The sequence below is a fragment of the Aeromonas sp. 84A genome (assembly GCF_051919345.1).
In the GTDB taxonomy this organism is placed as follows: Bacteria; Pseudomonadota; Gammaproteobacteria; order Enterobacterales; family Aeromonadaceae; genus Aeromonas; species Aeromonas veronii.
Window position 1 is genome coordinate 4,678,281 of record NZ_JBQBEW010000001.1, and the last position, 11,720, is coordinate 4,690,000.

12 protein-coding genes, 1 tRNA gene and 2 rRNA genes (1 of these 15 only partly in view) are annotated in these 11,720 nt (G+C 58.8%); 6 read left to right on the forward strand and 9 right to left on the reverse strand.

The window, feature by feature from the left end; all coding sequences use genetic code 11:
- Nucleotides 1-37: 37 nt before the first annotated feature.
- Both ACTG20_RS21260 and ACTG20_RS21265 read right to left on the reverse strand, forming a co-directional pair.
- The gene (locus tag ACTG20_RS21260; RefSeq protein WP_040069536.1) at nucleotides 38-637 is read right to left on the reverse strand and encodes a YhgN family NAAT transporter; all 600 of its coding nucleotides are present in this window, start codon (nucleotides 635-637) and stop codon (nucleotides 38-40) included.
- 99 nt (nucleotides 638-736) lie between these two features.
- Nucleotides 737-982 carry a YecH family metal-binding protein gene (locus tag ACTG20_RS21265; protein ID WP_005357633.1) on the reverse strand — a complete coding sequence of 82 codons (246 nt, stop codon included), beginning with the start codon at nucleotides 980-982 and terminating at the stop codon, nucleotides 737-739.
- A gap of 209 nt (nucleotides 983-1,191) precedes the next feature.
- Between ACTG20_RS21265 and ACTG20_RS21270 the strand changes: the two genes are divergently transcribed.
- On the forward strand, nucleotides 1,192-2,475 hold the full coding sequence (locus ACTG20_RS21270) for a dicarboxylate/amino acid:cation symporter (protein WP_040069539.1): 1,284 nt from the start codon (nucleotides 1,192-1,194) through the stop codon (nucleotides 2,473-2,475).
- Nucleotides 2,476-2,486: 11 nt separating this feature from the next.
- Here ACTG20_RS21270 and ACTG20_RS21275 read toward each other — a convergent pair whose 3' ends face one another.
- Complete coding sequence (locus tag ACTG20_RS21275) at nucleotides 2,487-2,801, reverse strand: putative signal transducing protein (RefSeq protein ID WP_058054231.1); 315 nt, start codon at nucleotides 2,799-2,801, stop codon at nucleotides 2,487-2,489.
- 9 nt (nucleotides 2,802-2,810) lie between these two features.
- Nucleotides 2,811-3,713, reverse strand: coding sequence for a LysR family transcriptional regulator (locus ACTG20_RS21280; RefSeq protein WP_019444678.1), 903 nt, complete (start codon nucleotides 3,711-3,713; stop codon nucleotides 2,811-2,813).
- A gap of 96 nt (nucleotides 3,714-3,809) precedes the next feature.
- Between ACTG20_RS21280 and ACTG20_RS21285 the strand changes: the two genes are divergently transcribed.
- Nucleotides 3,810-4,862, forward strand: coding sequence for an HlyD family secretion protein (locus ACTG20_RS21285; protein ID WP_439987397.1), 1,053 nt, complete (start codon nucleotides 3,810-3,812; stop codon nucleotides 4,860-4,862).
- The gene (locus ACTG20_RS21290) at nucleotides 4,862-6,415 is read left to right on the forward strand and encodes a DHA2 family efflux MFS transporter permease subunit (RefSeq protein WP_120416308.1); all 1,554 of its coding nucleotides are present in this window, start codon (nucleotides 4,862-4,864) and stop codon (nucleotides 6,413-6,415) included. Before ACTG20_RS21285 ends, ACTG20_RS21290 begins: the two co-directional genes overlap by 1 nt.
- A gap of 77 nt (nucleotides 6,416-6,492) precedes the next feature.
- Here ACTG20_RS21290 and ACTG20_RS21295 read toward each other — a convergent pair whose 3' ends face one another.
- Nucleotides 6,493-7,119, reverse strand: coding sequence for a lysoplasmalogenase (locus ACTG20_RS21295; RefSeq protein ID WP_005348507.1), 627 nt, complete (start codon nucleotides 7,117-7,119; stop codon nucleotides 6,493-6,495).
- 175 nt (nucleotides 7,120-7,294) lie between these two features.
- Here ACTG20_RS21295 and ACTG20_RS21300 point away from each other — a divergent pair, with 175 nt between their 5' ends.
- The gene (locus ACTG20_RS21300; RefSeq protein ID WP_155397466.1) at nucleotides 7,295-7,450 is read left to right on the forward strand and encodes a hypothetical protein; all 156 of its coding nucleotides are present in this window, start codon (nucleotides 7,295-7,297) and stop codon (nucleotides 7,448-7,450) included.
- Between the two features lie 345 nt (nucleotides 7,451-7,795).
- Here the strand turns inward: ACTG20_RS21300 and ACTG20_RS21305 are convergent, their stop codons facing one another.
- Nucleotides 7,796-8,914 carry a fatty acid desaturase gene (locus ACTG20_RS21305; RefSeq protein WP_111900340.1) on the reverse strand — a complete coding sequence of 373 codons (1,119 nt, stop codon included), beginning with the start codon at nucleotides 8,912-8,914 and terminating at the stop codon, nucleotides 7,796-7,798.
- A gap of 147 nt (nucleotides 8,915-9,061) precedes the next feature.
- On the opposite strand from ACTG20_RS21305, the gene fabR reads away from it, so the two are divergent.
- Both fabR and ACTG20_RS21315 read left to right on the forward strand, forming a co-directional pair.
- On the forward strand, nucleotides 9,062-9,682 hold the full coding sequence (gene fabR / locus ACTG20_RS21310; RefSeq protein ID WP_005339921.1) for an HTH-type transcriptional repressor FabR: 621 nt from the start codon (nucleotides 9,062-9,064) through the stop codon (nucleotides 9,680-9,682).
- A 19-nt stretch (nucleotides 9,683-9,701) separates the two neighbouring features.
- Nucleotides 9,702-10,067: a YijD family membrane protein gene (locus tag ACTG20_RS21315; protein ID WP_194494935.1), complete on the forward strand. Its 366-nt coding sequence runs from the start codon at nucleotides 9,702-9,704 to the stop codon at nucleotides 10,065-10,067.
- A 487-nt stretch (nucleotides 10,068-10,554) separates the two neighbouring features.
- Here the strand turns inward: ACTG20_RS21315 and ACTG20_RS21320 are convergent.
- From ACTG20_RS21320 to ACTG20_RS21330, 3 genes are all read right to left on the reverse strand, one after another.
- Nucleotides 10,555-10,631 (reverse strand) — tRNA-Asp (locus ACTG20_RS21320).
- A 95-nt stretch (nucleotides 10,632-10,726) separates the two neighbouring features.
- Nucleotides 10,727-10,841, reverse strand: a 5S ribosomal RNA gene (gene rrf, locus ACTG20_RS21325).
- 122 nt (nucleotides 10,842-10,963) lie between these two features.
- A 23S ribosomal RNA gene (locus ACTG20_RS21330) occupies nucleotides 10,964-11,720 on the reverse strand; it runs 2,133 nt beyond the window's last position.

The window sequence follows — 11,720 nt, forward strand, 5'->3', positions numbered from 1 at the left end:
CGTAGCCCCGTTTCATTCACTTCAATATGTAAACCACTCAGCCCTGGCCGGTCACCGCCAGATAGTGATGTACCCCGTCCAGCAGCATCTGAACCGAGATCATCACCAGCAGCATCCCCATCAGCCGCTCCACCGCAGTGAGTCCCCGCTCACCCAGCAGCTTGTTGAATACCTCGTAGAACATCAGGATCACCGCGCTGGCGGCCCAGGCCATAAAGAGCGCCAGCGACCAGTCCACCATCCGGCTGGGCTCCTGATTGGCCAGCAGCATCAAGGAGGCGAGGATCGACGGACCGGCGATCATCGGGATCGCCATCGGCACCAGGAAGGGCTCCTCGCCCGCCGCCAGCCCGGTCACGCCCCCCTCACTCGGGAAGATCATCTTGATGGCGATCAGGAACAGGATAATGCCCCCCGCAATGCTGACCGCCTCCTGCCGCAGGTTGAGGAAACCGAGGATCTGCTGACCGACGAACAGGAACAGCATCATGATGGCCAGCGAGAAGAGCAGCTCGCGCACCATCACCTTGCGGCGTCGCTTGGGGTCGATATGACGCAGGATAGAGAGGAAGACCGGCAGGTTGCCCAGCGGGTCCATGATCAGAAACAGCATGACTGCGGCAGAGAAAGTATCCATACAACGCCCGGGCTACGCCCTGAATAGGGAAAAGAGAGGGGGCGAAATATAGCAAAGGGCGAAGAATTGAGCGAGCGCCATGATGCGCTCGCAGCGGGATTAACCGTGGTTGCAGATCTTGTCGGCGCGGGTCTGAAAACCCTCGGCCGAGTCGATGAATTTGCCGCGGGCGGCCAGAAAGTCGATCAGCGCTTCCGCATCCATCTCGCTGGCGCTGCAGGTATGAAAACGGGCCTCGGCACCGAACCGCTCGGCCATCGCCTGTTTCAGGCTGGCACGGGTAAATTGCCCCCCTTGCGCCAGCATCATCTCCATCACTTCGTGACCATGAACCGATTGCGACATCTCTCACCTCAATAATGAACATATTTAATGCCAATTAAATATCTCCCCGCCCGGAGGGATCTTGATATAGGCCAATAAATTGCGCATTTCCTGGTCAGGGGAGTGGTCACCGCCACCGCTTTGTCGATAATGTGGCAACCCGCGTCAGGGATCGCTACACTGGCGCCCCTTTTTGGCCATCGCAGACAATGTATAAGGATATTGGCGTCATGCTGTTCCATGGAGAGGCTCTCAAGCCCTGGCAGATCTGGACCCGCCGACCACTCTGGCTCAAGACCCTGATCGGCATGCTGACAGGGGTGGGTCTGGGCGTCGGCTTTGAAGAGCAAGCCCTGTTGCTCAAGCCCCTTGGCGTCCTGTTTGTCAACACCATCCAGATGCTGATGGTGCCTCTTATCTTCTGCTCGGTCATCGCCGGTCTCACCTCGCTGCTCAAGGGCAAGGCCCTCGATCGCATCGGCAGCAAGGCGATCTGCCTCTACTTCTGCTCGACCGCCATCGCCATCTGCATCGGCCTGATGATGGGCTGGCTGCTAGAGCCCGGCATGGGTGCCGACATGGGCCCCTATGAGCGGATCGGTATGTCGGAACCACCCACCCTGGCCAGCGTGCTGAGCCATCTGGTGCCGAGCAACCCGGTACAGGCGATGGTGGATGGCAAGATCCTGCAAGTGATCGTCTTTGCGGTGGCGCTGGCGGTCGCCCTCAATGCCAGCGGTCGCCGTGGCCGCCCCGCCATCCTCTTCTTCACCTCGCTGGCCGAGGGGATGTTCAAGCTGACCCAGATGGTGATGGCGCTCGCCCCTTACGGTGTCTGCGCCCTGATGGCCTGGATGACCGGCAAGTACGGCCTCGACCTGCTGCTACCGCTGCTCAAGGTGATCGGCGCCGTCTACCTCGGCTGCCTGCTGCACGTGCTCGGGGTCTACAGCACCCTGCTGCTCCTGCTGGCACGGCTCAATCCGCTGCACTACTTCAAGAGCATCGTTGACGCTCAGGCGGTGGCCTTCACCAGCAGTTCCAGCAACTCCACCCTGCCCATCAGTCTGGCCTGCGCCGAGAAGCGGCTGGGAGTCTCCCCCGCCATCACCGCCAAGGTGCTGCCCATCGGCGCCACCATCAACATGGATGGCACCGCCCTCTATCAGGGAGTGACTGCGCTGTTCGTGGCTCAGGCATTCGGGGTGGATCTGCACATGGTCGATTACCTGACCATCATCAGCATCGCCACCCTGGCCAGTATCGGCACCGCAGGCACCCCGGGCACCGGGTTGATGCTGCTGACCCTGACCCTGACAGCGGTGGGCTTGCCGCTGGAAGGGGTGGCACTGATTGCAGGCATTGACCGGATCCTCGACATGGCGCGCACCACGGTCAATGTATCGGGGGATATTCTGGTGTCGGTTCTGATCGCCCGCAGCGAAAACGAGCTGGATCTGGCGACCTATCACGATGCCAGCGCAGGGGAAGATATCGAGTTCCCGCCGCGCTAGCGGAAGAGAAATCAGCTGTCGTGGGGATCGTGATGGCAGCGCCAGCACACTTCAAAGTTGGCGCCGTTCTCCTCCCCGCACTGGCCGCACAGCCAGCCGTTACCCTGACGCTGCTGGTAACGCTCGATGACCCGTCCTGCCTTGCTGCGATCCTCGGCCCGCACCATCAGGGTCACCTGCAACATGTCGACCGGCAGCTCGCCAAGGGCGCCAGACAGCCCCTCGCCATTGAGGCGCACCAGCACCCCTTCCGCCTCCAGCGCCCCTTTCAACGCGTGCGCCTCCAGGGTGTGTGAGGCGCGATAGAGATTGATCCAGTTATCCATAGCTCCCCCTTACAACAACTTGTCGATGCCAAACTCGGCGCCGTTCTCAATCATGAAATCGATGAATGCCCGCAACTTGCGCGGCATCAGTTGCCGCTCCGGAAACAGCAAATAAATCGGCACCCTGGGTTGCTGCCACTCTGGCAGCAGGATCACCAATTCGCCGCTGGCCAGCTCATCCTGACAGAGCATAGCGGGTAACGAGGCCAACCCCAGCCCCGCCTTCGCCGCCTCCCGGGCACAGGTAATATTATTGACCCGAAAACGGGAGGGGGGGTCAACCAGCACCTCTCTGCCATCCAGCTCGAAACACCAGTGAGAGGCGAGAAACCCGCTGCTCACCGTCACCCGCTCGTGGTTGGCCAGATCCTCCGGCCGCTCGATGACCGGGCTGCGGGCCAGATAGTCCGGGCTGGCACAGAGCAGCCTTCCGGTGCTCCAGAGTCGGCGTGCAGCCAGATTGGAGTCGCTCATGTCGCCAATCCGCACCACCGCATCCAACCCTTCACTGATGGGGTCCACCACCCGGTTGGTCAGTTCCAGCTCCACCTGCAGGGCGGGATAGGCCTGCAAAAACTTGGCGACCAAGCGCCCAACCACCAGTTGCCCCGTCTCGATGGGCACCGCCAGTTTGAGGGTGCCGGTTACCTCCTGCTGGCTGGCGCTCAGCATCAGCTCGGCTTCGGTCAGGGCATCGACCGCCTTGCTGCAGTGCAGGTAGTACTTCTCCCCCTCCTCGGTCAAAGTGAGCTGACGAGTGGAGCGATAGAGCAGACGCACACCGAGCCGCTGTTCCAGCTCGGCGATGCGGCGGCTGACCATCGCCTTGGTCATCCCCAGCTCGCGGGCGGCCCCCGTAAACGAGCCCTTGTCGACGATACGCACCAGAATTAACGCGGCATTGAGATCCATTGTTGCACCAGTGAAACTGTATATCTCGTGAACCAATACTAATCGAAACAGTTGACCAGTGTTAGCCTGCGCCCCTTAAGTTCAGGAATCACAAAAATGAGTCAACACAAAAAAATTCCCCTGCTGGCAGCCATGATATTGGCGCTGCTCGGTCTGCTGTTCGCCGGTTACTGGTATCTTCACGGCCGCTATTTTGAAAGCACCGACAACGCCTATCTGCAAAGTGAAGTGACCGGGATCAGCTCCAAGCTGCCCGGCTATATCCGCGAAGTGCTGGTCACCGACAACCAGCCGGTCAAAGCGGGCCAACTGATAGCCCGTCTCGATGATCGCGAATACAAAACCAGGGTCGCGGAGGCCGAAGCCGACCTGCGCCTCAATCAGGCGACGGCCGAAAATCTGGCCGCCACCCGCACCCAACAACTGAGCCTGATCCAGCAGGCCGAGGCCAAGGTCGCCTCCGCCAATGCCGAACAGCTGCGTGCCAGCCAGCAGGTCAACCGGATCAGTCAGCTCAACCAGCGCCACTACAGCTCGCAAGACAGTCTGGACGAGGTGCGTGCCAGCCTGCAGGTCAATCAGGCGCAAGCCTGGGAGGCCCAAGCCGCCCTGCAAGCGGCCCGTGAGCGACTGCTGGTACTGGATGCCGAGCGCAAACAGAATCTGGCCAAGCTGGCATTGAGCGAAGCGCAACTGGAGCAGGCCAAGCTGGAGCTCGGCTACACCGAACTGCGGGCACCGGCCGACGGCATCATCGGCAAGCGCAGCCTGCGGGAAGGGCTCTACGTCCAGTCCGGTATGCAGGTCGCCAGCCTAGTGCCGCTACAGCAGGTGTGGGTCGAGGCCAACTTCAAGGAGACCCAGCTCGCCCATATGCAGCCGGGCCAGAAGGTCGAAGTGGTGCTCGATGCCTACCCGGATCAACCGGTCGAGGGGATCATCGACAGCCTGGCCCCGGCCACCGGTGCCAAGTTCGCCCTGCTGCCACCGGAGAATGCTACCGGCAACTTCACCAAAATCGTGCAGCGGGTACCGGTGAAGATCCGCATCCTCGAGCCGGGCCCGCTGGCAGGCAAGCTGCTGCCGGGTCTCTCGACCGAAGTGATCGTGGATACCCGCACTCCTGATCCCGTGGTGGCTGCCAACTGATGGAACCCATTCCACGTCGCAACTGGATCGCGGTCATGGGGGGCCTTATCGGTGCCTTCATGGCCATCCTCGATATCCAGATCACCAATGCCTCCTTGAAGGATATTCAGGGGGCCCTGTCGGCCACCCTGAGCGAAAGCTCCTGGATCTCCACCTCCTATCTGGTGGCGGAGATGATCGCCATCCCCCTGAGCGGCTGGTTGAGCCGGGGGTTGAGCGTGCGCCGCTACCTGCTCTGGACCACTGGTGCCTTTATCGCCGCCTCCGTGCTCTGCTCGTTCAGCTGGAACCTCACCAGCATGATCGTCTTCCGGGCGCTGCAAGGCTTCACCGGCGGGGCGCTGATCCCGATGGCCTTTTCCCTCATCGTCACCCTATTGCCGCTACAGAAGCGGGCCACCGGCATGGCGCTGTTTGGCCTCTGCGCCACCTTCGCCCCCGCCATCGGCCCAACCCTCGGCGGCTGGCTCACCGAGCAGATGTCGTGGCACTACATCTTCTATCTCAACGTGCCGCCAGGATTGCTGGTGATGGCCATGCTGGCCCACGGGCTGGATAAAAAACCGGTGGACTGGGCCGTGATCAAGCGGGTGGATCTCATCGGGATTGTCACCATGGCACTCGGCCTCGGCTTGCTGGAGGTGGTACTGGAAGAGGGCAACCGGGAGGACTGGTTCGGCTCAAGCTTCATCGTGCGACTGGCAGTCATTTCGGCGGTGGCGCTGGTGTTCTTCGTCATCAGCCAGCTGATCCGCCGTCACCCGCTGGTCAATCTGCGGCTGCTGCACAACCCGCGCTTCGCGCTGGCCTGCTTCGCCTATCTGATCCTCGGCATGGCGTTGATGGGATCCATCTATGTGCTGCCGCTCTACATGACCCAGATCCACAACTACAACGCGCTGGAGATCGGCGAGGTACTGATGTGGATGGGGCTGCCGCAACTGCTGGTGCTACCGCTGGTGCCCAGGCTGACCCACAAGATAGACCCGCGCTATCTGGTGAGCTTCGGCTTCCTGATCTTCGCCGTCAGCTGCTTTATGAACGTCAACATGAGTGCCGACTACGCCGGGCCGCAGCTGATCCAGTCACTGATCGTGCGGGCGCTGGGGCAGCCCTTCATCATGGTGCCGCTCTCCCTGGTCGCCACCGCCAGCCTGAGCCACGACGAGATCCCCTCCTCCTCGACCCTGCTCAACGTGCTGCGCAACCTCGGTGGCGCGTTCGGTATCGCCATCATCGCGACCATGCTCGACAACGATACCCGCACCCATGTGCTGCAGATTGGCAGCACTCTGGCCGCCAGCAGTATCGAGGGGCAGAGCTATCTGCTGCAACTGGCCCAGAGCATGATGGCGCAGGGTTCAGGCCCCGAGATTGCCCAGCAGCAAGCCCACGCCATGCTGGCCAATACCATCAACCGGGAAGCGGCCATCATGGCCTACAACCAGGTGTTCTACATCATGGGGATCTTCTTGCTGATCGCCAGCGGCCTGATGCTGTTGCTCAAATCCCCCGCCCCACGGGCAGCGGATGCCGAACCGCTAGAAGCGTGAAAAACGCCGGGCATAAAACGAAAAACGGGCCAATGCCCGTTTTTCGTTATCTGTTACCTGCACTCAACCAGAAGACGTTATCCCGCCAGCGACCCAGCAATCAGGAATTGCGCTGCGAAGTAGCTACTCATCACCCAGGCGCGGGCGTGGGGAAAGGGGCGGCGGAAGCGATCGAGCGCCAGCATGCTGTCGGAGAAGAGGAACATCAGCGCCCCCACCAGAGCGGCGGCAGAACCGGCAGTGAGAGAGGCGTGCCAGGCTCCGGCGGCCACCCAGGCCATGCCGATGATCACCAGCATGTAGCAAAAGACCGGGATCCGCATCTCCCCCAGCTTGCCCCACAGCAGGCCAAATACCATGCCGGCGATCAGCAACAGCAGCAAACCATCCACCAGATTGAGCAACAACGGCCCTTGGGCAAAACCGACGATATAGCAGAGATGCGCGACAAGAAATGCCGCCAACCCCTGAATGAAGCGATCACTTGGCAACATCAGCAGCACATCGCCCGCCAGCGAGAGGCAGAGGCCGAGCAGGATCCAGGCATGGGAACCGTCGTGGTCATAACTCTGGTAGCCGAATGCCAACGCGATGATAAGCAGCATGGTCAGCGGCTTGCTGATATAGAACTGGCGGCTGTCTGAACCATAGGCAGCACGGATATGCCACCAACCTGAAGCGATGATCAAGAAACTCAATAACATGCCCTGCTCCTCACCTGTTGCTCGCAGTCATACGGCAACCGTTTTTATCATGGTGCAGGGTAACAAATTCCCTCCCCCAGTGGCAGGGGTGCTTATCAAATGGACAGACTAAGCCTAAAGTCTAATTGCCGCACCGAGTGGTTCAGGGCATAAGTGACGGGTCTGGAGGATCACCATGGAAGAAGCTATGAAGAACTATCTGCCCGCCATCGATATCATGATGTGCCATCTGGGGATCAGCTTTGAGCAGGCCTGTGAACAACTGGGTCTTAGCCAGCAGGAGCAACAGGCACTGGATCTGCTGCAGCAACAGCAGAGCCAAGCCAACTAAGCCCTCCCGTTATTGGATATCATGATGTGCCATCTGGGGATCAGCTTTGAGCAGGTCTGTGAACAACTGGGTCTTAGCCAGCAGGAGCAACAGGCACTGGATCAGTTGCAGCAACAGCAGAGCCAAGCCAACTAAGCCCTCCCGTTATTGGATATCATGATGTGCTATCCGGGGGTTAGCTTTGAGCAGGCCTGTGAACAACTGGGTCTTAGCCAGCAGGAGCAACAGGCACTGGATCAGTTGCAGCAACAGCAGAGCCAAGCCAACTAGCTTGAGTTGAATCATAAAAGAGAAGACCGCCAGCAGGCGGTCTTCTCTTTTAGTCTCTGTGATAACCGGACGGCATCATGCAATACCTGCCAGCAAACGACTCCAGTTGCGTTTACCAGCGATGAAGCCGTCACGCAGGGCCCGGTACTCCAGTTGCAGCTTGAGGCGGTCATAGCGCGCCAGCGCCTTGCGCTTGCGCAGCTCCAGCAGCCGCTTGCGACTGGCGTAATAGTGTTGCAACTGCTGGCTCAGCTTGTCGTATTCCTCCTGCAGCAGCGCCTGCCACAGTTCGCGATCTTCCTGCTTGCGCAACTTGGCTTGTGCCCGTTTCAGCTGCATCTGCAGCCGGGCTTGTTCGATACGCTCCTCCGGCGAAGATCTGAGATCCCCCGCCAGACCACACCAGGAGGCGAGCCGGATCAACCACTTGGTCGGATCGAACTGCCACCAGTGAATGCCGTTGCGATAATCATTCTCGAACAGGTGGTGAAAGTTGTGGTACCCCTCGCCAAAGGTGAAAAAAGCCAGGATGCCGTTATCGCGAGCGGTATTGCGATCGGTATAGGGCTGACTGCCCCAGATGTGGGCCAGCGAGTTGATGAAGAAGGTGGTGTGGTGAGTCATCACCATCCTCAGCACGCCCGCCAACAGCAACATGCCGAGCAAGTCCCCGTGCCACAGGCCGAGCAGCAGCGGCAGCCCCAGATTGGCCGCCAGCGCCAGCGTCAGATAGTGACGGTGCTGAAACGCGACCACCGGGTTGTTTTGCAGGTCTCGCACATTGCTGTAATCGCCATAGCGATCTCCTTGATGCTCCCGCAACATCCAGCCGATGTGCGAATACCAGAAACCGCGCCCCGCGCTGTAGGGGTCTTTATCGTTGTCATCCACATGACGATGGTGACGGCGGTGATCGGCCGACCAGTGCAGGGCAGAATTCTGCAGCGCCAACGCACCGCCGATGGCAAACAACCACTGCAAAGCGGGGTGCGCCTTGTAGGCCTTGTGCGACCAGAGCCGGTGATAGCCTGCGGTGATGGAGAGACCACTCAGGCAGAACAGCAACAGGAAACTGGCCCACTGCCAGAGATCGTAACCGTGGCTCACGCCGTACCAGGGCACGACAATCAACGCCACTATCCCGGAGAGGGAGAACAGCAGGGTATTGGTGAAAATAATGGGGGGTCTGGCCATCTCATTGCATCCTTTCAGCGAACAGCTGTTAGCCATTTTCTATGGTGATTTCCTCACGGTCAATGGTAAAAAAGTAGGATACAAACCTGATCCTGAGGCGCCTTCGGGTTATCATTTGGCCTCAATAAGCTGAAGGTGACTGATTTCGTGGGTATTCGCGCTCAACAAAAAGAAAAAACCCGGCGTACATTGATCGATGCTGCATTCAGCCAACTGTGCGCCAATCGGAGTTTCTCCAATCTCAGCCTGCGGGAAGTCGCTCGCGAAGCGGGTATCGCGCCCACCTCTTTCTATCGCCACTTTCGCGATATGGAGGAACTGGGCCTGACCCTAGTTGACGAAGGAGGTCTCACCCTGCGCCAACTGATGCGCCAGGCACGCCAGCGCATTGCCGGTGGCGGCAGTGTCATCAGCACCTCGGTGCAAACCTTTATGGAGTTCGTCGAGAACAACCCCAACATCTTTCGGCTGCTGCTACGGGAACGCTCCGGCACCTCGGCCGCCTTTCGTCAGGCGGTGGCTCGCGAAATCCAGCACTTCATTGCCGAGCTGACCGATTATCTGGAAGCCACCACAGAAGCACCACGGGAAGATGCCTACATCCAGGCAGAAGCCATGGTCACCATCGTCTTCAGTGCCGGTGCCGATGCACTCGACATGACCAGCGAAGAGTGCCGGGCACTCTCTGATCGCACTATTCGCCAACTGCGGATGATCGCCATGGGCGCCGAGGTACAAAACCAGAAGCGCCGTGAACCTCACCCATGACCACAGGATGGAGAACGATATGACTGAACAGCTTATGATCCCGAAAAAACCGCTCGCCATGGCCATGCTGATTGGTATCTGTGGCGATGCCTCTCTGGCCGTGCTGACCAACTCGGTTGTGCCTTTCTCCTTCTTCCCGCTGATTGCCCTCTGGCTGGCGGCCTATCAGCTGTTCCAGCACTATCGCCATGAACCCATGATGGGCAACACCCCCATCTGTACCCTGCTCTGCTTCTTTATCGGTGTCTTCGGCCACTCCGCGCTGCTCAAGGTGCAATACCCGGAACTCGGCAGCAACTTCTTCTCCCTGATCATGATGCTGCTGTTACTGGCGGCCCTCTCCATCAAGCTGGGTCTAAGCATCGGCAAGAAAGAGAAACCCTGATTAGTCGACAAAGTGGTCGCAATCACTTGATAGATAAAGAAAAGATGCCTTCCCAACGGGAAGGCATCTTTGTTTGCGCTACGCAGATTTATCGGGCATGACCATGCCGAGCAATCGCAGCATGGTCACCCTCGCCAGGCAACTCGGCTTTACCATTGATGTCCAGATGGAGGAGGGAGTGGTCAATATGGCTCTTACCTGTGGGGCTGGAGTCCGGTGATGGGGATGCGTGGAAGCGAGTAATCCAGTACCAAGGGTTGCGAATCATCCAAAAATTACTGTGATTACATACCAAAAGGAGGGAATAGCGGCCCTGCCAGCGCCTTCCTTCAGGCAAGAGCTACTGCTCAGTGGTTTCTGGATGTTCAAAATGCCAAAGCCCGGTCATCAGACCGGGCTTTGGTGTCTATTCTGGCGTGCAAGGCTGTGGCCGGGCAAACCGCCCATAGCAAAAAGGCCTTCCCATCAGGGAAGGCCTTCAAATTAGTGGCGGAGCGGACGGGACTCGAACCCGCGACCCCCGGCGTGACAGGCCGGTATTCTAACCGACTGAACTACCGCTCCGCATTCGGTTAGCTTTCGCTAAATCTTTTGCTGCTTCTTCTGAGGTGTCATCCTCGCAGCCGGCTATGTGTTTTCACATCACCGTTTAATTGGGTGCCTGGCAGTGTCCTACTCTCGCATGGCGAATGCCACACTACCATCGGCGCTACCGCGTTTCACTTCTGAGTTCGGCATGGGATCAGGTGGTTCCACGGCGCTATGGCCGCCAGGCAAATTCTTAATCTAGAAAGCTGACGTGAGTAGTGAGGTTGCGCTTGGCTTGTCACTATCACTGAATTTGTAAGTAGTTCGTTCTATTTGCTACAAGCCTTAGAACACTTCTTGGGTGTTGTATGGTTAAGCCTCACGGGTAATTAGTATGGGTTAGCTCAACACGTCACCGCGCTTACACACCCCACCTATCAACGTTGTGGTCTCCAACGGCCCTTTAGGACCCTCAAGGGGTCAGGGATGACTCATCTCAGGGCTCGCTTCCCGCTTAGATGCTTTCAGCGGTTATCGATTCCGAACTTAGCTACCGGGCAGTGCCACTGGCGTGACAACCCGAACACCAGAGGTTCGTTCACTCCGGTCCTCTCGTACTAGGAGCAACTCCCTTCAATCATCCAACGCCCACGGCAGATAGGGACCGAACTGTCTCACGACGTTCTGAACCCAGCTCGCGTACCACTTTAAATGGCGAACAGCCATACCCTTGGGACCGACTTCAGCCCCAGGATGTGATGAGCCGACATCGAGGTGCCAAACACCGCCGTCGATATGAACTCTTGGGCGGTATCAGCCTGTTATCCCCGGAGTACCTTTTATCCGTTGAGCGATGGCCCTTCCATTCAGAACCACCGGATCACTATGACCTACTTTCGTACCTGCTCGACCTGTCCGTCTCGCAGTTAAGCTGGCTTATGCCATTGCACTAACCTCCTGATGTCCGACCAGGATTAGCCAACCTTCGTGCTCCTCCGTTACTCTTTGGGAGGAGACCGCCCCAGTCAAACTACCCACCAGGCACTGTCCGCGAGCCCGATTCAGGGCCCTGCGTTAGAACATCAAACATACAAGGGTGGTATTTCAAGGACGGCTCCAGCGCAA

Excerpts from the sequence above, each read along its gene's own strand:
- ACTG20_RS21260 (WP_040069536.1), bottom strand. The coding sequence starts at position 637 with ATGGATACTTTCTCTGCCGCAGTCATGCTGTTTCTGATCATGGACCCG.
- ACTG20_RS21265 (WP_005357633.1), bottom strand. The coding sequence starts at position 982 with ATGTCGCAATCGGTTCATGGTCACGAAGTGATGGAGATGATGCTGGCG.
- ACTG20_RS21270 (WP_040069539.1), top strand. The coding sequence starts at position 1,192 with ATGCTGTTCCATGGAGAGGCTCTCAAGCCCTGGCAGATCTGGACCCGC.
- ACTG20_RS21275 (WP_058054231.1), bottom strand. The coding sequence starts at position 2,801 with ATGGATAACTGGATCAATCTCTATCGCGCCTCACACACCCTGGAGGCG.
- ACTG20_RS21280 (WP_019444678.1), bottom strand. The coding sequence starts at position 3,713 with ATGGATCTCAATGCCGCGTTAATTCTGGTGCGTATCGTCGACAAGGGC.
- ACTG20_RS21285 (WP_439987397.1), top strand. The coding sequence starts at position 3,810 with ATGAGTCAACACAAAAAAATTCCCCTGCTGGCAGCCATGATATTGGCG.
- ACTG20_RS21290 (WP_120416308.1), top strand. The coding sequence starts at position 4,862 with ATGGAACCCATTCCACGTCGCAACTGGATCGCGGTCATGGGGGGCCTT.
- ACTG20_RS21295 (WP_005348507.1), bottom strand. The coding sequence starts at position 7,119 with ATGTTATTGAGTTTCTTGATCATCGCTTCAGGTTGGTGGCATATCCGT.
- ACTG20_RS21300 (WP_155397466.1), top strand. The coding sequence starts at position 7,295 with ATGGAAGAAGCTATGAAGAACTATCTGCCCGCCATCGATATCATGATG.
- ACTG20_RS21305 (WP_111900340.1), bottom strand. The coding sequence starts at position 8,914 with ATGGCCAGACCCCCCATTATTTTCACCAATACCCTGCTGTTCTCCCTC.
- ACTG20_RS21315 (WP_194494935.1), top strand. The coding sequence starts at position 9,702 with ATGACTGAACAGCTTATGATCCCGAAAAAACCGCTCGCCATGGCCATG.